Source organism: Mesonia sediminis, from assembly GCF_042684705.1.
GTDB classification, from domain to species: domain Bacteria; phylum Bacteroidota; class Bacteroidia; order Flavobacteriales; family Flavobacteriaceae; genus Mesonia; species Mesonia sediminis.
In genome coordinates this window covers 710,697-736,580 of the sequence record NZ_JBHULZ010000041.1, presented here as the reverse complement: position 1 = coordinate 736,580, position 25,884 = coordinate 710,697, and the positions used below count along the sequence as shown (strand labels likewise).

18 protein-coding genes are annotated in these 25,884 nt (G+C 41.3%); 14 read left to right on the top strand and 4 right to left on the bottom strand.

The features are described 5' to 3' along the window. Position 1 precedes the first annotated feature (1 nt). The 12 genes from ACFSQ0_RS11390 (at position 2) to ACFSQ0_RS11335 (ending at position 16,057) form a co-directional block, all read left to right on the top strand. The gene (locus tag ACFSQ0_RS11390) at positions 2-1,165 is read left to right on the top strand and encodes a glycosyltransferase family 4 protein (RefSeq protein ID WP_379048359.1); all 1,164 of its coding nucleotides are present in this window, start codon (positions 2-4) and stop codon (positions 1,163-1,165) included. A 53-nt stretch (positions 1,166-1,218) separates the two neighbouring features. Beyond that, positions 1,219-2,607 (top strand): asparagine synthetase B family protein, encoded by a 1,389-nt coding sequence (locus tag ACFSQ0_RS11385; protein WP_379048357.1) that lies wholly within the window; start codon positions 1,219-1,221, stop codon positions 2,605-2,607. A gap of 33 nt (positions 2,608-2,640) precedes the next feature. After that, on the top strand, positions 2,641-3,486 hold the full coding sequence (locus tag ACFSQ0_RS11380) for a hypothetical protein (RefSeq protein WP_379048355.1): 846 nt from the start codon (positions 2,641-2,643) through the stop codon (positions 3,484-3,486). A 4-nt stretch (positions 3,487-3,490) separates the two neighbouring features. After that, the gene (locus ACFSQ0_RS11375) at positions 3,491-4,549 is read left to right on the top strand and encodes a glycosyltransferase family 4 protein (protein ID WP_379048353.1); all 1,059 of its coding nucleotides are present in this window, start codon (positions 3,491-3,493) and stop codon (positions 4,547-4,549) included. Then, positions 4,546-5,724 carry a glycosyltransferase gene (locus ACFSQ0_RS11370; RefSeq protein ID WP_379048351.1) on the top strand — a complete coding sequence of 393 codons (1,179 nt, stop codon included), beginning with the start codon at positions 4,546-4,548 and terminating at the stop codon, positions 5,722-5,724. Before ACFSQ0_RS11375 ends, ACFSQ0_RS11370 begins: the two co-directional genes overlap by 4 nt. Then, entirely contained in the window at positions 5,721-6,779 is a 1,059-nt protein-coding gene (locus ACFSQ0_RS11365; RefSeq protein ID WP_379048349.1) for a hypothetical protein, read from the top strand. The genes ACFSQ0_RS11370 and ACFSQ0_RS11365 overlap by 4 nt, the downstream gene beginning before the upstream one ends. Then, on the top strand, positions 6,779-8,110 hold the full coding sequence (locus tag ACFSQ0_RS11360) for a glycosyltransferase family 2 protein (protein WP_379048347.1): 1,332 nt from the start codon (positions 6,779-6,781) through the stop codon (positions 8,108-8,110). The genes ACFSQ0_RS11365 and ACFSQ0_RS11360 overlap by 1 nt, the downstream gene beginning before the upstream one ends. 1,960 nt (positions 8,111-10,070) lie before the next feature. Next, positions 10,071-11,177 (top strand): glycosyltransferase family 4 protein, encoded by a 1,107-nt coding sequence (locus ACFSQ0_RS11355; protein WP_379048345.1) that lies wholly within the window; start codon positions 10,071-10,073, stop codon positions 11,175-11,177. Further along, the gene (locus tag ACFSQ0_RS11350) at positions 11,174-12,289 is read left to right on the top strand and encodes a glycosyltransferase family 4 protein (protein WP_379048343.1); all 1,116 of its coding nucleotides are present in this window, start codon (positions 11,174-11,176) and stop codon (positions 12,287-12,289) included. Before ACFSQ0_RS11355 ends, ACFSQ0_RS11350 begins: the two co-directional genes overlap by 4 nt. Beyond that, positions 12,286-13,674, top strand: coding sequence for an O-antigen ligase family protein (locus ACFSQ0_RS11345; RefSeq protein WP_379048341.1), 1,389 nt, complete (start codon positions 12,286-12,288; stop codon positions 13,672-13,674). The genes ACFSQ0_RS11350 and ACFSQ0_RS11345 overlap by 4 nt, the downstream gene beginning before the upstream one ends. Then, positions 13,616-14,641: a glycosyltransferase family 4 protein gene (locus tag ACFSQ0_RS11340; RefSeq protein ID WP_379048339.1), complete on the top strand. Its 1,026-nt coding sequence runs from the start codon at positions 13,616-13,618 to the stop codon at positions 14,639-14,641. The genes ACFSQ0_RS11345 and ACFSQ0_RS11340 overlap by 59 nt, the downstream gene beginning before the upstream one ends. A gap of 33 nt (positions 14,642-14,674) precedes the next feature. Continuing rightward, positions 14,675-16,057 carry an exopolysaccharide biosynthesis polyprenyl glycosylphosphotransferase gene (locus ACFSQ0_RS11335; protein WP_379048337.1) on the top strand — a complete coding sequence of 461 codons (1,383 nt, stop codon included), beginning with the start codon at positions 14,675-14,677 and terminating at the stop codon, positions 16,055-16,057. Between the two features lie 690 nt (positions 16,058-16,747). Here the strand turns inward: ACFSQ0_RS11335 and ACFSQ0_RS11330 are convergent. From ACFSQ0_RS11330 to ACFSQ0_RS11315, 4 genes are all read right to left on the bottom strand, one after another. Further along, positions 16,748-19,177, bottom strand: coding sequence for a TonB-dependent receptor domain-containing protein (locus ACFSQ0_RS11330; RefSeq protein ID WP_379048335.1), 2,430 nt, complete (start codon positions 19,175-19,177; stop codon positions 16,748-16,750). Then, on the bottom strand, positions 19,155-20,519 hold the full coding sequence (locus ACFSQ0_RS11325) for an HTTM domain-containing protein (protein ID WP_379048333.1): 1,365 nt from the start codon (positions 20,517-20,519) through the stop codon (positions 19,155-19,157). The genes ACFSQ0_RS11330 and ACFSQ0_RS11325 overlap by 23 nt, the downstream gene beginning before the upstream one ends. Positions 20,520-20,574: 55 nt before the next feature. Then, entirely contained in the window at positions 20,575-21,696 is a 1,122-nt protein-coding gene (locus ACFSQ0_RS11320) for an imelysin family protein (protein ID WP_379048331.1), read from the bottom strand. Between the two features lie 75 nt (positions 21,697-21,771). Continuing rightward, positions 21,772-22,962, bottom strand: a complete 1,191-nt coding sequence (locus ACFSQ0_RS11315; protein ID WP_379048329.1) for a DUF4856 domain-containing protein — start codon at positions 22,960-22,962, stop codon at positions 21,772-21,774. A gap of 1,231 nt (positions 22,963-24,193) precedes the next feature. Here ACFSQ0_RS11315 and ACFSQ0_RS11310 point away from each other — a divergent pair. Further along, positions 24,194-24,439: an AbrB/MazE/SpoVT family DNA-binding domain-containing protein gene (locus tag ACFSQ0_RS11310; RefSeq protein ID WP_379048327.1), complete on the top strand. Its 246-nt coding sequence runs from the start codon at positions 24,194-24,196 to the stop codon at positions 24,437-24,439. Further along, positions 24,430-24,753 carry a type II toxin-antitoxin system PemK/MazF family toxin gene (locus tag ACFSQ0_RS11305; protein ID WP_379048325.1) on the top strand — a complete coding sequence of 108 codons (324 nt, stop codon included), beginning with the start codon at positions 24,430-24,432 and terminating at the stop codon, positions 24,751-24,753. Before ACFSQ0_RS11310 ends, ACFSQ0_RS11305 begins: the two co-directional genes overlap by 10 nt. Positions 24,754-25,884: the final 1,131 nt, after the last annotated feature.

Below are 25,884 nucleotides of genomic sequence, written 5' to 3'. Positions count from 1 at the left end.
CATGAAAATCATTCTTTTTGACGGTTCCTATTCGACAACTGCTTTTATTCGCCGTTTATTAGCGGGTTTGGTAAAAGCCGGCATAGAGGTGAGCGTGATGGGCTTTAATGAGGCAAATCCGCATCCAGTTGCTGGGGTGCAGTACCGGCCTTTGGGCAGCAACCAGTCAAAAAGACGCTTGCTGCAAACCAGTTGGTATTATGCTTGGCAAAAGTTTACCTGGGCTAGCTTTAAACATACGCTAAAGCATTCCCTGCGTGGCAACCGCCAAGCCTTACAACAACAAAACCTAGCTTTTGTATTAGAAAATCATCAACCCGATGTGTTGCATGTACAATGGCCTTCTTTATTGCCCTGGCTAGAGCCTTATCGCGAGCAACGCCAGTTCAAACTGCTTTTAAGTCAGCGTGGTTTTCATATCAATGTACGTCCCTTTGTTAATCCAGAAAACTTCGCCTATTTACAAGAATGGTACCCCCAACTCGACGGTATTCATTCGGTTTCTCGAGCAATCCAGCAAGTAGGTGCCCAAATAGGTCGGCCGCATACTGGGGTAGAAGCGGTGGTATACACGGGTTTGGCTATAAACGACTTTACATTCAGCGAAAAGCGTGTAAACTCCGAGACCTTGGAGTTGATATCGGTAGGCCGTAGTCATTGGATCAAAGACTACCCCATGGCATTACGTGCCTGTAAGCTGTTAAAAGAACGCGGCTTGTCTTTTCACTATCAAATTATTGGAGCAGCCGGAGACGAGGAATGCCTTTACCTACGTCAGGCTTTCGGCTTGGAAGAACAAGTAAGTTTATTGCCGCGTGTACCCATAGAGAAAGTTAAAAGCGCTGTGCAAGCAGCCGATTTTATGCTATTACCCAGTATTGAGGAAGGCTTAGCCAATGTAGTCGTAGAAGCCATGGCTTTAGGCACGCCAGTGATTTCGACTCGCTGCGGTGGTATGGCAGAACTAATTAGCCACCAAGAAAACGGTTGGTTGGTACCCAGTCGGGATGCTTTGGCGCTAGCCAATCAAATCGAGGAAGTAGCACAACTGAACAAAAGTACGTATAGCCAAATAGCTAATGCCGCACGCAAAAAAGTAAAAAAGCAGCACCAAGAACAGCAGATGGTTCAAGGTATGATTGCCTTATACCAAGACTTGCTTTAAACACTTAGCCAAGCGCTTAAAAAAATGTATCTTCGTGCTTTAGCCAAAACACTATGAAAATCAAAACCGATTGCATTCCGTTGCATCAGCAGTTCGCTCAAGTACCCAATGCTGCCGCAAAACTCAATAAAAAAGCGCTTTGCATTTATGCGGCTACGGGCTTCTTTTTGGGCGAAGATGATTTTTTTGAAAACCGTAAAGTTTTGCAACCCGGACAAACCTATACCCTAGATGAGCAGGGGGCGATAAAGCATCAAGAAGCTCATTTTAAATGGCAATATCAACCGCGTAACATTAGTTTTCAAACCGCAGTAGATGAATTCACCGATTTGTACGAGCAAATTTTAAAAGAACAAGCTGCGGGGCATAAAGTACTGCTTCCGCTCTCAGGCGGATTGGATAGCCGTTCGCAAGCAGCCGGATTAAAACATATTGGAGCCGAGGTATCTTCTTATTCCTATGCTTTTACTCGTGGTTACCCCGAACATCAGTTATCGGAGAAAATAGCCCGTGTTTGTGCATTTCCTTTTCAGGGATTTTTAATTCCGCCCGGCTATTTATGGTCGGTGATCGAAGATTTGGTGAAAATCAATTCTGGTTATTCTGAATTTACCCACGCCCGTCAAATGGCGGTGTTAGATGCTTTTAAGCAAATGCAAGGCGAATTCTCTTTGGGGCATTGGGGCGATGTGTTGTTTGATCGTGGCATTGCGGCAGCCGATGAAGGCAAAGATGATGTCGTAATTCTGTATAAAAAGATAATCAAAAAAGGCGGATTGGCTTTGGCCGAAGCTTTATGGAAGCAATGGGAACTAGCCGGTGATTTTCAAGATTATTTAAAAAGCCGACTCTCGGCACTGCTAGCAAAAATCGAGATTGAACACCAGGGCGCTCGTATTCGCGCTTTTAAGAGTTTATATTGGGCTCCCCGATGGACCAGCATCAATTTGCAAATTTTTGAACAAGCCCATCCCATTCATTTGCCGTATTACGATGAACGTATGTGCCGTTTTATAATGGAATTACCCGAGTCTTTTCTCGCCGATCGTCGCATACAAATTGCTTATATCAAACAACGCAATCCAGGCTTGGCAAAAATAACCTGGCAAGCGCAAAAGCCTTTTAATTTATATACCTACCCTTACAATAAAATGCCGTATAATCTGGCTTATAGAGTACAACAAAAACTAAAAAGAAGCCTTCAAGCTGCTTTGGGGCAAGCATATGTGCAACGCAACTGGGAATTACAATTTTTAGGCGAGCGCAATGATCAACAACTGCAGACTTACCTGCAACGAGAAGCATTTGTAGATTGGGTAGGTGCAGACAGTATTGATAAGATTTATAAGGGCTTTAAAAACCAAGATGCGGTGTTCTATAGTCATCCCTTAAGTATGCTGCTTACCCTAAGTGCTTTGCAACGTTATGGATTGAAAAATTAGTTTTGATTTAAAATAATTTTAATTGTAAGAAAGATGAGTAATAAAGAGTGTGGGTTTTTATTTGTAGCCAATAAAGAAAAATTTAAATTCGAAGCGCTTAAATCAGCCAAGTCTTTAAAATTACATACTAAATTACCCATAGCGTTGATTACCGTTGACGAATTGGTTGATTCTGAATTAGATGAGTTTTTCGATATTGTTATTACAAATAATGAAATAAAAAAGCATAGTTATTTAAGTAAAATCATAGGGATGCAAAATACACCATTTGGAAAAACTGTTTTTTTAGATAGTGATACCTTTGTTTGTGCTAATATTGATAACTTATTTGATCTTCTTGAAATGGCAGACTTTGCAACTACCACCGAGAGAAAAAGGCATACTAAAAGATGGAAGAACATGGTTTTTGAAGATGTTTTTCCTGAATTCAATACAGGGGTAATTGTTTATCGAAATAATTCAATTATGCAGAAGCTAATGGGAGATTGGTTACAAATCTGCCAACAACTTAAAATTACCATCGATATGCCAGGCTTTAGGGAAGCGGTGATTAAACATTTTAATCAATTGCATTACGTTATTATTCCGGAAGAATATAATTTACACGGTCTAGGCACCATGAAGATACTTGAAGGTGAAGTGAAAATAATTCACGAACGATTAGGTACTGAATGGCAATCCACTACGCCCTATTATGCTAGTTTAAAATTTATGCGAAAATTCGCCAAGAAAATTAACAGCACCCATGCAAAAAGGCTTTATGTGCCCTATTTGGGTATTGTATCTTACCGCTACAGTCCTAGAAACATTCTTTTAAAAATTAAAAAACTAATTGGTATAAAAAGAAGGTCTAAAACAAATTATTATAAAAAAGCTTGATTTTATGCGGTATAGAATCCTTTTTACCTTGCCGAACTTTAAAACTGCTGGGAGTCAGTACGTTTTGAAAAGTGTTGCATTAGGTTTAAACACCTCACAGTTTGAAGCATTTGTTAGTGTTGAAAGTTATCCTGAATTGATTCCAGAGGAAATCCCTCTAACGCATCGTCTACGGCAGCAAAACACCAAATCGGTAAAAAAGGATGCCCTTCATTTTTCAGATTTGCTGAAAAAAAATGACATTCATTTAGTACATTCTTGGGATTATAAGTCCAATTTTTATGAGGCACTTGGTTGTCGTCTAGCAAGGGTCCCTTACGTTTATACTAAAAAAAATGCATCCTGGTCCAAACGTTGGTTAGTTAAAAGTATCTTAGCCAAAAAGATAGCCTATGATAACCCGAGTATGAAACAACGATTTTTTTCAGGTTGGTTTATAAAATATAAAATCCAGTTTATACCACATGGGGTCGATATAAAACGCTTCCGCCCTTTAAAAAATGTACAAAAAACCACCAATTTTAGCCTTTGTTGTGTAGGTAATATTAATGCCAATAAAAATCAAAAATTTTTAATTGAAATATTGCATCACTTACCAAAAGAAATAGAACTCTACCTATATGGTAAAGCTGAACCTGATTATTTGAGATTATTAAAGAATAGAGTAAAGGAATTACAGCTCGGCAATCGCGTTTATTTTAAATCTTTTGTAGATCAAAGTAAGTTACCTAAAGTTATAAATCAACACTGGGTAATGGCCTTAACATCTTTTAAAGAGGGTTTACCAGTATCGGTTTTGGAAGGCCTTGCTTGTGGTTTGCCTGTATTATGTAGTGATTCGGGTGGTGGTACTCAGTATATTTTTGAGAAACAAATGGGGGGGAAGTGTTTGCCAATCGATGACAAAAAGGCGGCTATCAATTACCTGATGAGTTTGTATATGGACAAAAAGAAATATAAAGAAACCAGTATGGAGGCAAAAGAACTCGCTAGGACTCATTTTTCTTTAGATAAAGAAATCGATGCGTATGAACAATTGTATCTAAAAATGCTACCATCATGAAAATCGTCTTAGTTTTATCTTCTCCTCCTGGGTATTCAGAAACTTTTTTTCGGTCTAAAATAAGAGGCTTGCAAGCCCAAGGGCATGAACTAATCTTGGTGACCGGACCTAGCCAGCGATCTTTTGATTTATGCAAGCATATAAAGCATCCTAAACGCTATCAAAATGTGTTGCTACAACTTGGAGCAATGTTTTGGGTGTTGTTGGGTTTATTGCCGTATGCATCAAAGCTTTATCGGTACTGGCAATTGGAACGCAAACAGCAAACCCAACCAAAACGCATACTTGAAAAAATTTACCTGAATGCGCGTTTGTTGCAATGCCAAGCCGATTGGCTGCATTTTGGTTTTGCCAGTATGGCATTAGACCGAGAATTGGTAGCCGAAGCCATTGGAGCTAAAATGGCTGTGAGTTTGCGCGGTTATGATATTGGGGTTTACCCGCTTAAACATCCGCAGGCTTATGATTTACTCTGGCAAAAAGTGGATAAGCTGCATAGTATCTCCCGGCACTTATTGAAAAAGGCTTATGCTTTAGGTTTGTCTAAAAATATACCTTTTCAGATTATAAGTCCAGCGGTAGATCTTGATAAATTACCAGCGGTTAAAAATATTAATTGGCAGGGTGAAATTCAATTGCTGAGCGTAGCGCGTTTCAATTGGATCAAAGGTTTAGATGTGTTGATTGAAACAGCATATCAATTGAAACAAAAAGGACTGAATTTTCATTGGAAAGTAATTGGTGGAGGTACAGCTGCCGAAAATGAACGCTATGCTTATCATATTTATGAAAGGCAGTTAAAGGATTTTATAAGTTTGCTCGGCCTACAGAGCCATAAGCAAACCCTCGAATGTATGCAAAATGCTCATCTTTACGTTCAAAGCAGTTATACTGAAGGTTTTTGTAATGCGCTGTTGGAAGCTCAGGCCATGGGTAAACTTTGCGTGGCATTTAATCGGGGTGGGATAGGAGAGAATATTCAAGATGCTTATAGCGGTTGGTTGGTGCCTGAAATGAATGCCCAGCAATTGGCGGCTCAAGTCATGAAGGTTTGTTCCTTGCCCGAAAGTCAACGCCAGCAGGTACAGCAACAGGCGCAGCAACGTGTACAAAACCAGTTTAATTTGGAACAGCAACAACAAGCCTTTCAACAATTTTATACCCAAGCTTTATGATGCGTATTTATTACCCTAAAGAACATTATCATCCGCAAGAACGTGGAGCTTTGTTTCCGCTTTTAAAGGCATTCATCAAAGCCTCGAGTTTTACCGATACCCAGCGTATGGCTTTATATCAGTTGCACTCTAAAGATTGTACTTTTGTAAAAACGATGAAGGAAGCCGAGTTGGTCATCTTACCCAGGAGTTGGAATTACTACCAAAAATACAAACGCATGCCTCAGGCGCTAAAATTGCTTCGGGCCGCCCAAGAATTGAATCTGCCGGTTTGGAGTTGGAATGCGGGAGATTTTGGGGTAAAAGTACCGGTGTATCCGCATTTGACGGTATTTCGAATGAGCGGTTATGCTAGTCAACAAGGCTTAGGGCATCGAGGGATGCCTGTGTTCATAGCTGACCGTTTTGATGAGAATTTCGGTTCATCTCAGTCTGTATTTTTAAACCATACTCCCTTGCCTCAAGTAGGATTTTGTGGTCTAGCCAATGCTACTCGAAAACAAGCTTTTAAAGAGCTAATAAAAATAGGCTTACGCAATAGCTTAAGTCGCTTAGGACTAAAAGCTGATGAACCCCAAGCGCTGCTTTCGGCTAGTCATTTACGTGCGCAATTGTTGGCAAATTTACAGCAACATCCTGGTGTAAACTGTGATTTTATTGTACGGGAGCAGTACCGGGCTGGAGCCAAAACCACCGCCGAAAAAGAAGAAAGCACCCGAGCTTTTTATCGGAATATACGCGATAATGCCTACGTACTTTGCGTACGCGGGGCAGGTAATTTCTCGGTGCGCTTTTATGAATGCCTGATGATGGGTCGCATACCCATTTATGTGCATACCGATGGTCTCTTGCCTTTGAATGATAGCATAGATTGGAAAAAGCATCTGGTTTGGGTAGATTACGCCGACCGCGCTCAGCTAGCCGAAAAATTAATCGCTTTCCACCAAGCTTTGCGCCCCGAAGAATTTGTAGCTTTGCAACAAAGCAACCGAGAACTCTGGCAAAGCCAATTGCGAATGGGAGGCTTTTTTAAACAAGAATACCAAAAACTTTGATGTTTCAATTTTTAAATTATTTACAACCTACCCAGTATTTTCGTTTGAGGCGCAAGCAAGGGGATTTTATTTTTCCCCAAGTTGAGGCATTGGCGTCTAAAGTACAGCAGCAGCTGCATGCCGATACTCACTTCGAGAGTACTATGGCCCAAGCCTATGATTTATCATGGCAGGCGATACAAAAGGGGTATATTGGGGATGCACCTACTTATACAGATTTTGAAACTTTGCCCCTAGCGGATGAATACCGTTTTGCGCATAAGTATTTTCATCCGATATGGTCGGTATATATCTTATTGATTCGCTTGCTGGGTTTACGGAATCCTTTTAAGGAAATCGCCGCCTACCAAAAAGGCCGAAAAGCTTCGCGTAGTTACCTGCACAATCAGGCTCTCACTTACGAAGATTATGCTGCTTATGAGTCGGCTTTGGTAAAGCAACAGCCATTGGTAAGTATCATCATTCCTACTTTAAACCGTTATTCCTATTTAAAGGAGGTGCTGCGAGATTTAGAGCAACAGGATTATAAGCACTTTGAAGTACTGGTGGTGGACCAATCTACTCCTTTTCAAGAGGAGTTTTACCGAGGCTGGGATTTGAACATACAGGTTTTGCACCAACATGAGAAAGCGCTTTGGTTGGCCCGAAATACCGCCATAAAACGAGCCAGAGGTTCTTTTATTTTACTCTATGATGACGACAGCAGGGTAGCTTCAAATTGGATCAGCGAACATATGAAAGCTTTAGATTATTTTCAAGCGGAGGTATCTTCAGGAGTATCCATTTCTCAAGTAGGAGCCGAAGTACCGGCTCATTATGCTTATTTTTCGGTATCTAGTCAGCTAGACACCGGAAACGTTATGCTGAGAAAAGAAGTCTTTTCGCGAATAGGTTTATTCGATCGGCAATTTGAGAAACAGCGTATGGGCGATGGTGAATTTGGGATGCGGGTTTATTTAGCAGGCTTTTTAAACGTATCGAATCCCTATGCCAAGCGTTTGCATTTAAAAGTAGGTTCAGGCGGTTTAAGAGAGATGGGCAGTTGGGATGGTTTTCGTCCCAAAAGCTGGTTGGCACCGCGACCGGTCCCCAGTGTTTTGTACTTTTTCAGGAAATACCATGGCGATGCCGCAGCGCGTTGGGCACTGTTAAAATCTATACCCCCTTCGGTGATGCCCTATCGCTTTAAGCGGAACAAAGCTATGCTGGTCATAGGAGCTTTAGTCTCCGTACTGCTTTTCCCACTAGTCATGCTGCAAGTCGGTTATTCTTGGCACCTCTCCAGCAAGAAACTCCGCCAAGGCGCCCGTATTGCCCATTTAGACGATTAGTTTATACTGCTACGCATTTGTCGCGAGCTTTTGGAGTCCCTACACGTCGGTGTCACTTCGAGTGGCGCAGCCTAGCCAACAGGCATTTTTAATGCCGTAGTTGGACTTGCTGGGTTGTATCGAGAAGTGGTTTAATGGAAACTAAAAAAGTATTCGTTACTTTTCCACTTTACCTCGATACAAGAGTTTTTGCCTATCGTCAAAAACTCCCACTCGGCATGACAAGGTAGGTTATTTCACTAAAAAGAATAAATAGAAATACGATTTTAAACCGGCCTATCGAAAATAGGGCGTAAAATTGGCAGTGTAGTAAGCGTTAAAAATTTTAGGCTGTTTGAGCCCGATTGGAAATCGGGGGAGTTCCTAAAATTTAGCTTGCAAACTTACAATTTAGCGCTAGTTTCGTAAGCCTAGACTTTTTTGCTACTTTTTTCGGCAATGGAAAAAAGTAGAGGATTAAGAAATGGGTATTTTTAGTTTTCGATTAGCAGTAAATATTAATGGAAACTATAAAAGTATTCACTACTTTTCGACTTGTTCTCGATACTTCGCATTTTTGGTTTACCACCAAAAAAGCGAAACTCGAACTGACAGGGCGTGTTTTAGAGTTATTTTATACACCAGCAGCCCACGTCAAAAAGCGATTCAAAGCAGGGCTTTGTAATTTTTTTCTTCAGTATAACTTGTGTTTTGCGCATAAATTAGGTAGGATAATAGACTTAAAAGTGAATAATATACCGCTATCTACTTAGCGCGACCCTTAGGGAGTCCCGAGCATTCGGGAAAGCCTTGGAGCCAATTTAGCAAAATACAAGTGGTTTTCAGCTTGTCTGAAAAATACCTCAGAAAAAGTGTACTTTCTTTTGTTTCGTTTTCTCCTGTATCCGACGAGCGCAGCTAGAGGAATACACCGTAAAGAAAATGAAAATTAGGACATAGCAAGATTGATGAATTGTAAGAAAGTAAGTTATGAAAATATAAATAAGTTCGTTACTTTTCGACTTTGTCTCGATACTTCGCATTTTTGGTTTACCACCAAAAATGCGAAACTCGACATGACAAGGCAGGTATTAAATTACTACGTATTTTGTGCGACCTTTTGGGAGTCTCGAATTTTCGGTGTCACTTCGAGTGGGCCAGCTTAGCCAACAGGCATTTTTAATGCCGTAGTTGGACTTGCTGGGTTGTATCGAGAAGTGGTTTAATGGAAACTATAAAAGTATTCGCTACTTTTCGACTGCACCTCGATACAAGAGTTTTTGCCTATCGTCAAAAACCCCCACTCGGTGTGACAAGGTAGGTTATTTTACATAAAGAATAAATAGAAATACCATTTTAAATCGGCCTATCGAAAATAGCGCGTAAAATTGGCAGTGCAGTAAGCGTTAAAAATTTTAGGCTGTTTGAGACCGATTGGAAATCGGGTGAGTTCCTAAAATTTAGCTTGCAAACCTACAATTTAGCGCTAGTTTCGTCAGCCTAGACTTTTTTGCTACTTTTTTCGGCGATGGAAAAAAGTAGAGGAATAAATTAAGTAGACTTATTTTATATGATAGTTACTTTCTGAAAAGGTAGGTTCTAAACCGAATTAGTGCGACCTTATGGGAGTCCCGACGCTTCGGGATCACTTCGAGTGGTCCAGCTTAGCCAACAGGCATTTTTAATGCCGTAGTTGGACTTGCTGGGTTGTATCGAGAAGTGGTTTAATGGAAACTAAAAAAGTATTCACTACTTTTCGACTGCACCTCGATACTTCGCATTTTGGTTCTATCGCCCAAAAACCCGAAACTCGGTAGGACAAGGTAGGTTATTTCCTTAAAAAGAATAAATAGGAATATTTTTTAACCCCGTTTCATCCCACTCCGATGGAAATTTAAAAAATCAATAAAAAGCCTAGGGAATTCAAAAGTTTTGTGTTTTTTTGAAATGGCGTAGCTTTGTACGCTAAAACCCAAAACAAATGCCCCAAGCGATTAAGCGCATACTGCTGTTGACTTCTGAATTTCCTCCGCAACCCGGAGGCATTGGCAACCATGCATGGCATTTGGCGCGGTCTTTTGCCGCTGCCGGTAAGCAAGTGGTAGTTATCAGCGATCAGCGTTCGGCTGATGGGGAGGAAGAACGCTTGTTTGATGCAGAACAAGACTTTAAAATCATTCGTATAAAACGCCGAAAGCCGATGGCTTTGGCTTATCTGAATAGGATCCGTAAAGCGAGGCAAGCCATAAAGCATGCCGATGCGCTGTTGCTTTCGGGAAAGTTTTCGCTTTGGTTGGGGGCGGGATTGAGTTTCAACTTTAAAGGAAAAAAGATAGGCGTATTGCATGGTAGCGAATTGCAATTGCCAAAGGCTTGGCAACGGCAGCTTACTCGCTATAGTCTCAAACGCTTGGATGAGCGGATTGCCGTATCGCATTACACCCGTAGTTTGGTTAAAGGTATTGGCAATAGGCATGTTCACGTGATTCCTAATGGTTTTGCTTTACCAGAAATCAATTCCAAATCTTCTCGGTTAACCCCTGCAATGCCCTTACGACTGATAACGGTGGGCAATCTTACGCAGCGTAAAGGTCAACACAATATTATCAAAGCCCTGCCTTTGCTTGAAAAGCATTTTGCCGGAGTAAGTTACCATATGCTGGGGCTACCGACCGAAAAAAAAGCCTTGCAAGCCTTGGGCGAGCGTTTGGGCGTAGCCGATCGTTTGCATTTTCATGGAAGAGTAAGCGAAACCGATAAAATCAAACAATTGCAAGCCGCGCATATCTTTATGATGCTGAGTGAAAACACAGCGGATGGGGATGTAGAAGGATTTGGCATTGCGATTCTTGAAGCCAATGCCTTGGGACTACCCGGTATTGGCTCTCGAGGTTGCGGTATAGAAGATGCGATTGCGCATGGCGTATCTGGCTTATTGGTCGATGCCCAGAATCCGGAGCAGGTGTTGGAGCAAGTACAAAAAATTATGGCGGCTTATCCGCAGTTTTCACAGGGTGCACAAGCTTGGGCCCAAAACTTTAGCTGGGAAAAGATCATACCCCAGTACCTTAAAATATTGGAAGCATGAAACTAGCGATTATCTCTCATACTAGACATTATAAAACCACAAGTGGTGAGATCGTGGGTTGGGGGCCAACGGTTACCGAAATCAATCACCTTATTCAAGATTTTGAGGCGATTTATCATTTGGCTTACTTGCATGCTGAAGACCCGCCGCCTAGTGCGCTGCCTTATAGTTCTGAACACATTCATTTTATACCGCTAAGCCCTAGAGGGGGAAAAAGCTGGAGCGATAAACTGGGCATTTTAAAAGGCATTCCCGAAACCCTAGGTAAAGTGCGTCGTTTGGTGGGTGATGTGGATGCGATTCAATTTCGAGCGCCTACGGGTATGGGGGTGTACTTGATTCCGTATCTAAGTGGTTTAAAATCGCCAAAAGTTTGGTTCAAATATGCCGGGAACTGGAACCAAAACCAACCACCGCTGGGCTATGCCTTGCAGCGGTATTGGTTAAAAAAGCAAAACCGACCCGTAACCATTAACGGAGCTTGGCCCGAGCAGCCGGCGCATTGTTTTACTTTTGAAAATCCTTGCTTGACTCAAGCCGAACGAAAAGAAGGAGCAGCCATAATCGCTCAAAAAAGTTATGCGGCTCCTTTTAGGTTTTGTTTTGTAGGTCGGCTCGAAGATGAGAAAGGTGTACAACGCATTTTGGATGCTTTTGCTGACTTACCCGCCAGTGCTGTGGCTCAAATCGATTTTATCGGTAACGGAGCCAAACGTGAGCAGTATGAAGAGCAAGCCAAGACCCAGCAGTTACCCGCTCGTTTTCACGGATTTTTACAGCGAGAAGCCGTATTTGAGTACTACAAAAAAGCACATTTTTTATTATTGCCCAGTGATTCAGAAGGATTTCCTAAGGTGATTGCTGAGGCTATGAATTACGGTTGCATCCCCATTGTAAGCGATGTTTCCTGTATTGGTCAATACGTCAAGCCGGAGAACGGATATAAAATGGAAAGTATAGATAGGCTTAGTCTGCAGAAGGCAATACAACAAGCTTTAACCGCCGATACCACTAAACGCATTGCTCAGGCGAGAGCCTGCCATACAGTGGCCGCCCATTTTACCTATGATCATTACCGCCAACGAATTAAAGATATGTTAGCCCAGTATTGAAACTAAAACCAAAAAATATCAACCGAATAAAGCCCTTAGCGGCTGTTTTAGGACACGTTGGCTTAGGCATACTAGCCAGTGTGTATCGACCGGCTATGGGATTGTATTTGGTAGTGGTTTTTGCTTATTTCATTTATCGTTTTTTAACCAAGCCCGATAAAGAAAAAGAAATACTGGTCGCCAGTGCCTATATGGCCGGTGCCGAAGTGTTTTTTAGAATGACCAAAGCCATGTTCTTTTATGAAACTGGAAAGTATGCGGTAATTCTGTTCTTGTTATTTGGAATGTTTTATACTGGTTTTAAGCGCAAGGCTTATCCTTATGTGCTGTATATTCTCCTTTTGCTCCCAGGAGTGATTTTGGCGTTGGAATATTACAGCGATGATTTGTTTTTGTTTCGAAAAAATGTTTTGTTTAATCTAAGCGGACCTTTATGTTTGATGGCTTCGGCACTTTATTGTTACGGAAGGAGAATCAGTTTTACTGTATTTTTACAGTTGCTAGATGCCATGCTATACCCGATTATCGCCATGACGGTGTATATTTATTTGTATGCTCCTGATATTCAGTCGGTGGTTACGGGTACGGCTTCCAATGCGGCGACTTCAGGTGGTTTCGGTCCTAATCAGGTGTCCACGGTTTTAGGTCTTGGCGTTTTTATCTTATTCACCCGTTTGTTGCTACCCTATAAAAACAAGCTCGTGCAGTGGGTAATGCTGTTTTTTTTAATCGCCATGGCGCATCGTGCTTTATTGACGTTTTCACGAGGTGGGGTGTATGTAGCGATTTTGATGGCTTCGGTATTTGTATTTTTCTTTTTTCAAAAAGTAAACGTACTGCATAAGGCCAAACTGATTTTTAAAATAGGAGTCAGCCTACTGGTAACTTTGGGCATCTGGGGATTGGCTGTAAGCCAAACTGGCGGCTTGCTTGAAAATCGCTATGCCAACGAAAATGCAGCTGGAGTCTCCAAAGATGATGTGACTACGGGTCGGTGGGATTTGTTTCTAGCCGAAATACAAGCTTTTATCGATCATCCGTTTTTAGGCGGAGGGGTGGGCTCTTCAAAGGTGTACCACGAAGCGGAATTAGGGGAGGCCGCTGCCTCTCATAACGAAATCAGTAGGATTATAGGGGAACATGGATTGTTGGGGATAATCGCCTTATGCATTCTTTTAGGAGCCCCCTTAATCCGTAAACTACAAGGTCAACGCAATCTTTATTTTTATCCGTTTCTTATTTTTGCCTTTTTGACCATGGCGCATAGTTCGATGCGAATTGCGCTTCCGGGTTTTATATATGGGCTGGCTTTACTACATTTGACCTATGGAAAAAAGAAAACCGGCTCTCCTGTACCTCGGCAATCGCTTGCAAAAACATGGTAAAAACCCTACTGGGGTAGATTTTTTAGGCGACCAACTTCAAGCATGGGGCTATAGGCTTACCCGAGGAAGTGCTCAAAAAAACAAAGCGCTTCGTTTTTTGCATATGCACCTTTTGTTGTGGAAGAGTTTTCGGCAGCGACCGCTAGTGCTTATCGATACCTACTCGAGTCTTAATTTTTGGTTTGCCGTGAGTATCGCCTTGAACTGTAGGCTATTGAGATTGAAATATATATGTATTCTGCGAGGAGGTTTATTGGAAAATAGATTGCAAAATAGTAGTTTTTGGTGTCGGACTTTATTCGGAAAGGCTAGCGCAAATGTGGCGCTTTCCGATTTTTTGGCGCAGCGTTTTGCCCTGTATAATTATTCCACCCAAGTGATCCCCAACGGTTTTAGTATTGAGGATTATGCTTTTAAATCACGCAACAACTTTGTACCTAAACTGCTTTGGGTGCGTTCTTTTGCCGAAATCTACGATCCGCTTTTGGCGGTAAAAGTGCTGGAAGCCTTATACCAAGACTACCCCCAAGCTGAGTTGTGTATGGTAGGGCCTTGGGATGATCTGGCTTATCCGGCTTGTAAAGCCTATGCTGAGCGACATAATTTACCGGTGCGGTTTACAGGAAAATTGAGCAAAGCCGCTTGGCATCAACTGGCTAAAGACTATTCGGTTTTTATCAACACCACCCGTATTGATAATACGCCTATGAGCGTGATGGAAGCAATGGCTTTAGGCCTTGCCGTAGTCTCAACCGATGTAGGCGGTATTCCCGCGCTGGTAGAGCAAGATCGGCATGCTTTGTTGGTGCCCAGTCAAAACCTAAAAGCCTTTTATCAAGCCATTTGCCGTAGCATAAATGAACCCGAGGCTACGCGTGCGCGCTGCCTCGCTGCTCGCGCCAAAGCCGAGCGACTTGACTGGAGCGTCATCAAAAATAAATGGGAGGAGCTCCTCTTAAATGTTTAAAAATAATATCTTTGTTTGCCTAAGCGCCCCCATATGAAAAGTTCAAACCGGTTGCATTTTGAAGTCTCTGAACGCAAAATTTTATTGCGGGTGATGGATGTGCTGGTGTGTGTACTGGGCTTGTATGTGTTGAGTAGCTTGTTTGATTTTTCCTATTTTAGTATTACCCCCGATAAATGGGCGTGGACGTTGGTGTTGGTGTTTTACCTGTTACTGTTTGCTACCATTTTTGAGCTTTACCAGTTGCCTAAAACCACCGAGTTTAATCGGGTGTTTAAAAACTGTGTACTCACCAGTTTATTAACGGTTTTGTTTTATTTATTTACGCCTTTTTATACTCCTTCGTTACCCGAGAACCGCATTCAGATTCTTTACTTTTTTGTGGGTATTTTGGGTTCGCTGAGCCTTTGGCGCTGGTCGTATATCACTTTTATCAGTTCGCCTCGTTTTTATAAAAACACGCTTATAGTTGGCGATTCGTTTGATATAGAACAATTGGAGCGCAAACTTAGCGCTGCCGATCCGTATTATGTGGTATGCGGGTATATACAAACCTGTAATGCCCCTCAAAAAAGTGAACTACCGCAATTAAAAATCGAAGCGCTGGATGAATTCCTAAAGCAGCAATTGATTAGCGAAATTATTGTATATACGCCTTCGGCTCAAGGTTTAGATACCAAATTGCACGAGGCTTTAATCGGTTTGCTGAAGCGGGGTTATAACATTAAAAAATACGCACAGGTTTACGAGGAACTCACCCAACGTTTACCGGTAAAAGATGTTACCCGAGATTTTTATTCTTATTTTCCATTTAGCCGAAGCGGTCAGAATAAACTGTACTTGTTTTTTACTCGGGTTTTTGATGTATTGGCTTCTTTGCTTGGTTTGTTTTTTCTGATTTTAATCTTGCCTATTGTGGTTTTGTTGAATAGCATTGCCAATCGCGGACCTTTGTTTTATAGGCAAACCCGAGTGGGGCGCCACGGTAAGTGCTTTTCGATTTATAAGTTGCGGAGTATGGTGCAACATGCCGAGCAAAATGGTGCACAATATGCAAAAAAAAACGACAGCCGTATTACACCCTTTGGTAAATTTTTGCGACGCACCCGATTGGATGAAATCCCTCAATTCATCAATGTTATCTTGGGCGATATGAGTATTATAGGTCCGCGTCCCGAACGCCCCGAGTTTGTAGCCGAATTAAAAGAAAGCATTCCCTTTTACGAAGTTCGTCATGTGATAAAACCCGGCTTAACCGGCTGGGCTCAAGTGAATGCTAAGTACGCCGAAAATGAAACCGACAGCTTAGAAAAGCTTCAATACGATTTGTATTATATCAAGCACCGAGGTTTGTATTTAGATTTCCGTATTTTTCTAAAAACCCTAAGTACCATTATCTTTTTCCGCGGGCAATAGTAGTTTACTTTATTTGTTTTATTACCAAAAATCCGAAACTCGACCTGACAAGGCAGGTTATTTTACTAAAAAGAATAAATAGAAATACGATTTTAAACCGGCCTATCGAAAATAGGGCGTAAAATTGGCAGTGCAGTAAGCGTTAAAAATTTTAGGCTGTTTGAGCCCGATTGGAAATCGGGTGAGTTCCTAAAATTTAGCTTGCAAACCTACAATTTAGCGCTAGTTTCGTAAGCCTAGACTTTTTTGCTACTTTTTTCGGCAATGGAAAAAAGTAGAGGAATAATAATAAGATATCTGTGGCTTTCGATTAGTAGCCCATAATAATGGTAACTATAAAGATATTCGCTACTTTTCGACTTGTTCTCGATACTTCACATTTTTGTTCTATCGCTCAAAAATCCGAAACTCGAACTGACAAGGCAGGTTTTAAAATACTAGTACTTAGTGCGACCATTAGCAGTCCCGACACTTCGGTGTCACTTCGAGTGGGCCAGCCTAGCCAACAGGCATTTTTAATGCCGCAGTTGGACTTGCTGGGTTGTATCGAGAAGTGAGTTTAATTGCAACTATAAACATGTGCAGTACTTTTCGACTGCACCTCGATACTTCGCATTTTTGTTCTACCGCCCAAATACCCGCACTCGGTGTGACAAGGCGGGTTATAAGTAAAAAGGACTTATAAAAAACCTAAATCTTTACTTGCAAACTCACATACCAGTTACGTGGTGGAGAGGGAATAATTCCCGGACCCGGATATCCTGTAGCGCGACGGGTAAAATAGGTATTGTCTAACAAGTTATTGATTCCGGCTTCCAATTTAAAGCGCTTATAGGTGTAGGCTAGCGACATATCTAATATACCATAGGCGGGAATTACACCAATAACACCAGAACTTCCTAGCGGATCGGTTTGGGTATTGGTGGCATCTGAGTACTGCTCGCCTACATAGGTGTATTGCATGCTGCTTTGAAGGTTCTTGTACCCGAATCGGAAACCGGTTTTTAAATTTACCTGTGGTACAAACTCCACTCGGTTGCCTTCGATACCCGATTCATCGGAAGAAACATACTTAGAACGGATAGCCGAAAAGTTAATAAAGTAATTGGCATTAAAGTCTTTGTCTTTGATCCAGCGTTTGCTTAAATCAAAATCGACTAAACTCTCCAAACCGTAAATGAAAGCATCGCCAATATTAGCGCGTAGTTTACGAACGCTGTTGTCGTTTTGGGTTTCCAAGGTAATTCCTATACGGTCATTATAAAAAAGACCAAAAGCACTCACATCGTAATTGATCCATTTATCAAAAGTTCCGCGTAGTCCCAAATCGGTGGTCATTCCGGTTTCGTCTTTTAGTTCGCCTACAGCAAAATTGGGATTCACCAAGTTGATATCCGAAAAGGTAACCGATCTGTAGTTTTGCGAGGCGTTGGCATACCATTCGGTTTGCGCATTGGGTTTAAAACTTGCGCCAAGTCCTAACAGCACAAAGTTACGCTCGTTAATATTGTCGCTATACACGGTTTCGTTTAAAATAACATTCCCAGCCCCGTCTAGATTGATACGCTTTGAAAAACCTTCACTTTCGGTTTTGATATACTCCCAACGGAAACCTGGAGTAATCGACCAACGCTCGTTTAGGTACCATACATTTTCACCGAAGACCGCCCAATTGAGGTTGGGGTTATCAAAATCAGATTGATTGGCATAATTGGGGTATTGTTGGGTTTGCAATTTAAAATCGGGACCAGTACCGGCACTTCCGGGACCTTGAACCGAGCTGTTATTGGCTTTATAGAATTTAGTCCCTAAAAGGCCAATCGATTTTTTACCCGCCAGTTGGTACTCGTTCAGCAGTCGGGCTTCAAAGCCAAAGTTGTGGTAATCGCCTTTGATCAAATCGCGTTCGCTTTGGTTATCGGGAATATCGCGTCGATTGCTACGAAAACCCAATGCATTGCGTTCGGCATCTAATCCGAAGAAATTCAGCGTAAAATTGGTTTTGTCTGAAAACTGATGCGCCAATTTTAAGTTCAGCAGCAGCCAGTCTACCTGGAACCAATTCCGTGCACGGGTACTTTGGTAGGCATCCTCTTCAAACATACGGTCGCTCAAACCACCTGCCTGCTGTGCCAGATAGCGCATATAGGTCACCTCGGTAGTGACTTTAGTTTTCTCAGAAAAACGATACCCCAAATGCGCAAAGGCATTTTTGCTTTCAAACTCGCTATGCGGTCTAAAGCCATCGCCTTTTTTATAATTGAAATATGCATAATAACTCCATTGCTTGTGCGTACCGCTCAAACTGGTAAAATTGGTATACAAAGCATTGCTGCCTAAGGTGTTCCGACTTAAAATTTCTAGCGTCTTATTTTTCTTAGGCTGCTTAAATACAAAATTCACCAATCCGCCAAATTGGGTACCGTATTGTAAGGAGGCCGCTCCGCGCACCACCTGAATTTGCTCGAGTGCTTCGGCAGGCGGAGAATAGTAACTCTCGGGATATCCCAGCACATCGGCACTGATGTCATAGCCGTTTTGGCGGGTATTAAAATTGGCCGTACGATTAGGATCAAGCCCACGGCCGCCGATATTCAGTTGCAAACCGGCATCGTCATTCTGAAAAATATTGAGTCCGGCTACCTGACTGTACAGTTGGCGCGCATTATTATTCGCCAAGTTGGCCATAGATTGGTCAATTAAAATCACTTCGGTCTTCTTGCCCGCATATATGGCGGTTTCTTCAACATCCCGCAGCCGACTTAAAGCAAAGACTTTGGCTTTGCGTGCGGTGATTTGTACGGCAGAAAGCTCCTCGCCTAGCGGTTGGAGTTGAATGCGCAGGGGCTGGGTTGCATTAGCCGATAATTGCAGCTCTTTAATGGCATAATCATAAGAAAACACCACCACATCGATTCGCTGTTTTTGGGTTTCAAAAGCGAATTCTCCTTGGGCATTGGTCTCTGCCAATTTACCCGAAGATTTCTCATACAACTCCACTTGCGGCAAAGGTTCGCCTTGCTCATTCTCCACTACTCCGCTCACGCGTTGCTGGGCTTGCAATCCTACGCACAGCAGCAGTAGGCACAACATCATACTATAATCCTTTAATCTCATCATTTAGGGGTAAAATCCAATCTTTATGCTTAAATGTATCTTTAATAGAGTATAAATTCAGCTTGGGGTCAATATAGCGTTTGCTCAGTCTTCCGTTAAGCGCTACAAAGCAATCTACATATACCTCAACCGCTGGCATTCCCTTTGCTTTGTAGTAATCGCCTAAAAAATGGGCATAATCCAATATAAAATCGGGTTGAAAGCTCATTTGCTTTTCTTGTCGAGGCGTTAAAAACTGAGTGTTATCTACATAAAACGACTCCTGAGTTTGTGGGTTTACAATTTTAAATTGGGCGTAGCCGGCTTTTTCCATCAGCATCACCCGCCAAGAAAAACGGTAGCCCTCCTCGGTCCAGAACAATTCCCCAGGATACAACAAATAGCGCCAAGGGAATAGCAGTTGCCAAGCGAAAAATACCACTAAAATGCCGTAGCTGATCTTTTGCTTTACGGAGGTGTGCAGCGGATAGCTCAGCGCCTTCGTTTTGTTTTTAAAAACTCGGGTAAATCGGCGAAAGCCATTTAAAATTTTTTCGTGTAATTGGGCATCAAAAAATATCAAAGTAGAGACAATCATGATGTAGGGAAACATCCCAATAGGAAACAGCACCCGGGTAAAAATGTGAAAAACAAGTACCAAAATAAAAGCCAACCAACGGGTTTTACGGTAAAGCAGTAAAAAGGGAATGGCTAAATCGTACAGCATCCCCGACCAACTCATGGCATAGTGAAACCATTCTTTATGCATTAGACTTTCGCCGATTAGCGGTAAGTCGTATTTAGAGGGTAACCAAATTTTAAGCGGCATGGCTTTTAGCAGCCAATCGCTATTGATTTTGGCTAGGCCCGCATAAAAATAAACCATTCCCAACAAAAGTTTGATGCTGTCCATCGTCCATCGAGGGATTTTGGGATAATGATATTTACGCTGATAAGCATCTACTGAAAAGTATGCGTTTGCCGGAAGGAAAAGCATTAAAAAACTCAGTACCGAAATAAAATAATAATGGTTCAGGTAGTTGGTTTTATCCATCAATTCGATATAGCTAAAACTCAGGAAGAAAACCAAGATTGCCAGTCGGTATTTGTAGCCAATGGCCACTAAAAATGCACTTAATCCGCAAAGGGCAAAAAGCAGGTAGGTATAGGCTCCGAGGGGTTTAATCCACTCAAAACCATAGTAGGGAAAATAAAATTGGGGGGCGATGTACAGTTGCTCGATCCATCCTTTAAAAGCAAAACGCAGGATGCTAAAAAACATCATCAGTCCAAAACCGATACGAAAGACCGCCAAGGGCGCTGCACTGGTTTGTTGCTGTAAGTATGCTGAGAGGCTGTTTCGCATAACCCAAAAACAGGCTATCCATTAAGATAGCCTGTTGTTTTGTATTGGTTTTAAATTAGTCGCCGTCGCTGTCTTGGTAGTCGATGCTAAAGTCGAGTGCTTGCTTCATATCCACCTTGAGTTTGGGCACGGCAGCCTGAATGACATCATAGGTTTGGGTCATCTGGCTGTTGTTATTTTGCACCTGTAGGTAAAAGTTATCGTCAAGCTGATTGATGGCTTCACGACTATCTTCAAACTGTTGGTTGATGTTTTGCACCAAATCACTACGGTCTAGAAATTCTAGGTACTGTTTAAAAGCCGGCCCCTCTGTCTGTTGCTGATAAGCTTTACCGTTAAAGGCGTTTTCTATGGCATCGAGTGCTGCCAAGGCCAATGCTTTAGAAACATCTTTCTTGTATAAGCCCTCTACTCGATCGGGAAGAGGTTGGTTAGAGAATACCCCAGCAGGGATTCCAAATTTCTCGGCTCTAAATCCTTTTTCATAAAAGAAAACAAAATCGTTCGCCATTTTATTGAACGAGCCGTCTTGTCCGTTTTGGGTGTTATTGATAAAAGTAGCACGGTACTCGTTTTGCCAATCGTTAAGCAAACGGGTATTCACCTGTTGCATATGCGCTACTAAATCTTTTAAATACTGCTGATAATTTGCGGCTAGGGTGTTGCTGGTAAACTTATCGATGGCTTGGGCATCACCGGTGGCAGTGCCGTGCAAAAGAAAGTCTAGGCCTGGGAAACCTTGCGCGTTATAAGTCGGAATGGCTTCAAAATCATAGTCGCCTGCCGCTACAAGCTCTTCTATGCGTTGCTGATCTACAGGATAGCGGTTGAAATAGGTTCTAAATCCGCGTTCAGCGTCGAGCGAAGTAGTTGCCGCCTGTCCTAAATTATACATTTGCAAGTGTTGCCATACCTTATAAGCCGACAACCAAGCTGCGCTTAATTGCTCTAATTGAGTGCTGTTCGGATTGTTTTCAAAATCCGCTCGGGTGCTTTCTAATACCGTCAACTCAGCTTGTAAATCTTTAAAAATGGGAATAATGCGTTGGTCTGCCGTATAAGTCAGCAAAGCCGTACGATCAAAACCATCGCTTGTATTTTTATCGGAATCGTCGGTTGAACTGCAAGAAGCCAAGCTGGTTAGCGCCAAGCAGAACATCAATATGCTTCTTTTCATTTTTCATTTTTTTTGCAAAGGTAATTAAGCATAAGCAAACCGCCTAGGTTTGCTTATGCATTCTTGGCCATCAAATTAATTAGTGGCGGCTTGCTCTAGTGTAAAATTGAATTTACTAGCAATAGCATTGGCCGTTTGATCTAGGGTAGCTGGGGTAACATCCCAGAAGCCGTTGTTTTTTGTCAATTCACTTAGTATATCGCGTACTTCAACATCGCTTAAGTACGGTGTTTCGGTTCCTGGCATACGTGTAAATCTCAAGCTGTAAATAAAGCCGTAAGCTTCTGATAAATCGTGAAAAGCTGCTGCTGGATCGGTTCCCAAACTTTCTTTTGCAGCCTGTAGGTAATACACGGCACGAATACCGATTAGCATAGATATTTTTTCACGGATAATGGCTACTTGCTGATCTCTAAGCTCATAATCTTTATTCACAATAGCAGCTCTACCTGCGATAAATGCATTGTAGATACTTTCGGCGATTCCGCTAAAATCTTCGTCTTCATCTACCCTACCCAGGTATTTATTTAAAAAGCTATCGGCGCCCAATTGTGGGTTGGCAGCATTGTCGGTACCATATAAGTAACCAAAAGCTTCATCCCACTTATGCTCCATAGTGGTATAGTTTTTATCGGTTGCCAGCAGCTCGTTATCGTTTTGCTCGCGATTATCGGCTTCGTCAAGTACTGCCGGACTCAAGTAATTATTAAGTATCTGATCGGTCACCAAAGCACCGATAAGGCCTTTCATAAAAGCCTGATCATACTCTAAACCTTTAGCATTTACATAACGGACTTTGCCGCCAGCCTCTTCGATTTTTCCGGCTACACCCGGACTAGCAGTAGTGTTCCAATTAGGAAATACCTCATTTACTTGATTGGCAATCCAAGTATCAAAATCGGCTTTATACACATTAGATTCGGTAGTATTGGCCGAGAAATAATCTTTAGAAGCCGCGGTTTTACTCCTGATATTTTTAGAAGAGCTGTTAAGCGCTTCATTCCCAAAATGATTCCCGGTATTGGTAAACATACCCTCTAAAACCGCTTGAGTATTAGCAGGGTCTTTTAGCGCACTTCCCAATTCGGCGCCCATCATTAAGCGATCGGTCTGCCCGCTATAACTCACACTAGACTTTCCGTTTCTTTCAAACTGATAAACATCTGGCGTGGGGTTGAGTGGCGTATTGGTTCCGTTATCATCATCGCTAGAACAAGAGGTGAATAAACCTGCGGCGATAAATACACTGCAAATAATTTTTTTCATGAGTATTTTATGTTTTATTTAGATTCATTTAAAATAGCAAAACTAATTATTTATAATGATTCTAACCAAGTACTTTTTTATTTTTTTACATTTTATTTAGTCTATTGCCTAAAGGGACGCAGTCGAGGCATTGGTATTTAATAATGTGATTGATGTGGGTAGGTGGTAGTTACTTACTGCTAAGGCGTGGTTTAAAATAATAGTTCTTAGTGCGACCTTTTGGAAGTCCCGAGTATTCGGGATCACTTCGAGTGGGTCAGCATAGCCAACAGGCATTTTTAATGCCGTAGTTGGACTCGCTGGGTTGTATCGAGAAGTGAATGAAACTACCCCCCTCACTCCCAATCAAAATCCAACTTCAAACCAAATACTACAAATTCTTTCTGTTCATTTTTGCTTGATCAAAAACGAACCAAAAAATCAAGAATAGTTGAGGAAATTGCTTAAAGCTGAATCCTTCAGCTTTAAGCATGATCGCTGCATGCTCTTTTTCGCTATCGCGAAACGCACTTCCGCTTGTCACTCGCTATTTCTGAAACTATTCGGGTTTTTAATTAAAAATGAAAAATTAGACTTACCATTTTAAACCCGGCCTATCGAAAATAGCGCGTAAAATTGGCAGTGCAGTAAGCGTTAAAAATTTTAGGCTGTTTGAGACCGATTGGAAATCGGGTGAGTTCCTAAAATTTAGCTTGCAAACATACAATTTAGCGCTAGTTTCGTAAGCCTAGACTTTTTTGCTACTTTTTTCGGCAATGGAAAAAAGTAGAGGAATAATAATTAGATATCTGTGGCTTTCGATTAGTAGCGTATTTTAATGGTAACTATAAAGATATTCGCTACTTTTCGACTTGTTCTCGATACTTCGCATTTTTGGTTTACCCCCAAAAAAGCGAAACTCGAACTGACAAGGTAGGTTATTTTACAAAAGGAGTAATTATAACTACTTTTCAAACCGGCCTATCGAAAATAGGGCGTAAAATTGGCAGTGCAGTAAGCGTTAAAAATTTTAGGCTGTTTGAGACCGATGGGAAATCTTTGCCTTTCAGCTTCAACGGGCAAATGCTAAGCCTTCCAGATTTTATATCTAATAACCGAGTTAGGCTATAACCAGTACAAAATTGTTTTAAAAGCGTATATTGGGGTTTATATAACGAGTTAGCATTAATACTGGAACGAATTTTGATTTTCTAATAAAATGTATTTACTTTGTAATAACATTTAAAAATTTATGGAAGCATCAATAATCAAAATCGGAAATTCAAAAGGACTTCGTTTAAGCAAGACCATTTTGGAGAAATATAATATTAAGGACAAGGTTGAACTCATTCTTGAAAAAGGACAAATAATTCTCAAACCAATCGCTTTACCAAGAAAAGATTGGGAAAAAGAATTTAAGAAAATGAGTGAAAACGGAGACGATAAGTTACTTATGAGCGATGTGTTCGATGATGAAAACCTTGAAGAATGGAATTAAAGCAATATTCAATTGTTCTGGTAAATCTTGACCCAACAATCGGAAGTGAAATAAAAAAGACAAGACCTTGTGTTATCATTTCACCAAATGAAATGAACAAATATTTGAGCACAATCGTACTTGCACCAATGACAACGAACCTGAAAAAATATCCAACAAGGGTTTCAGTTAAGCATAACGGAAAAATGGGAATGATTGCAATCGACCAAATTCGAACAGTGGATAAAACCAGAATCATTCGAGTTTTCGAAAATCTGACAAAATTGGAGATTGAAAAATGTAAAGACGTTTTAAAAGAAACCTTTGTGGACTGAAAAAAGTACTAATGCCAACATTGCAGTCTTTTTTTAAGGATTTATTTTAAAATCGTTTTATCTTTAAAAATGGAATATCAACAAGGAGAAGACCGGGAGCCATTAACTTTACCCTCTCCTAATGCGCGATTGCATCGCGTTCTCTTTACAAATTTTCAATTCCCAAAATAACTGAAAAATCAAGCCTTCATTCCCAATCAAAATCCAACTTCAAACCAAATACTACAAATTCTTTCTGTTCATTTTTGCTTGATCAAAAACGAACCAAAAAATGAATTCGCTACTTTTCGACCGTATCTCGATACTTCGCATTTTTGTTCTACCGCCCAAAAAAGCGAAACTCGAACTGACAAGGCAGGTTTTAAAGTTATTCTATACACCAGCAGCCCAATTCAAAAAGCGATTCAAAGCAGGGCTTTGCAATCTTTTTCTTCAGTATAACTTGTGTTTTGCGTGAAGAATTGGCGAAGCCTTGGAGCCAATTTAGCAAAATGCAAGTGGTTTTCAGCTTGTCTGAAAAATACCTCAGAAAAAGTGTACTTTCTTTTGTTTCGTTTTCTCCTGTATCCGACGAGCGCAGCGAGAGGAATACACCGTAAAGAAAATGAAAATTAGGACATAGAAAGGTTGATGAATTGTTATGATGTAGGTTATGAAAAAGAAAATAAACTCGCTACTTTTCGACTTGTTCTCGATACTTCGCATTTTTGGTTTACCACCAAAAATCCGAAACTCGAACTGACAAGGTAGGTTTTAGAGTTATTCTACACACCAGCAGCCCAATTCAAAAAGCGATTCAAAGCAGCGCTTTGCAATCTTTTTCTTCAGTATAACTTGTGTTTTGCGTGAAGAATTGGCGAAGCCTTGGAGCCAATTTAGCAAAATGCAAGTGGTTTTCAGCTTGTCTGAAAAATACCTCAGAAAAAGTGTACTTTCTTTTGTTTCGTTTTCTTTATACAAGTAAAGAAAATGAAAATTAGGACATAGAAATATCTATGTTTTGTAAAAAAGTAGGTTATGAAAAAGAAAATAAACTTGTTACTTTTCGACTGCACCTCGATACAAGGGTATTTGCCTATCGGCAAAAACCCCCACTCGGTGTGACAAGGCAGGTTTTAGAGTTATTAATAC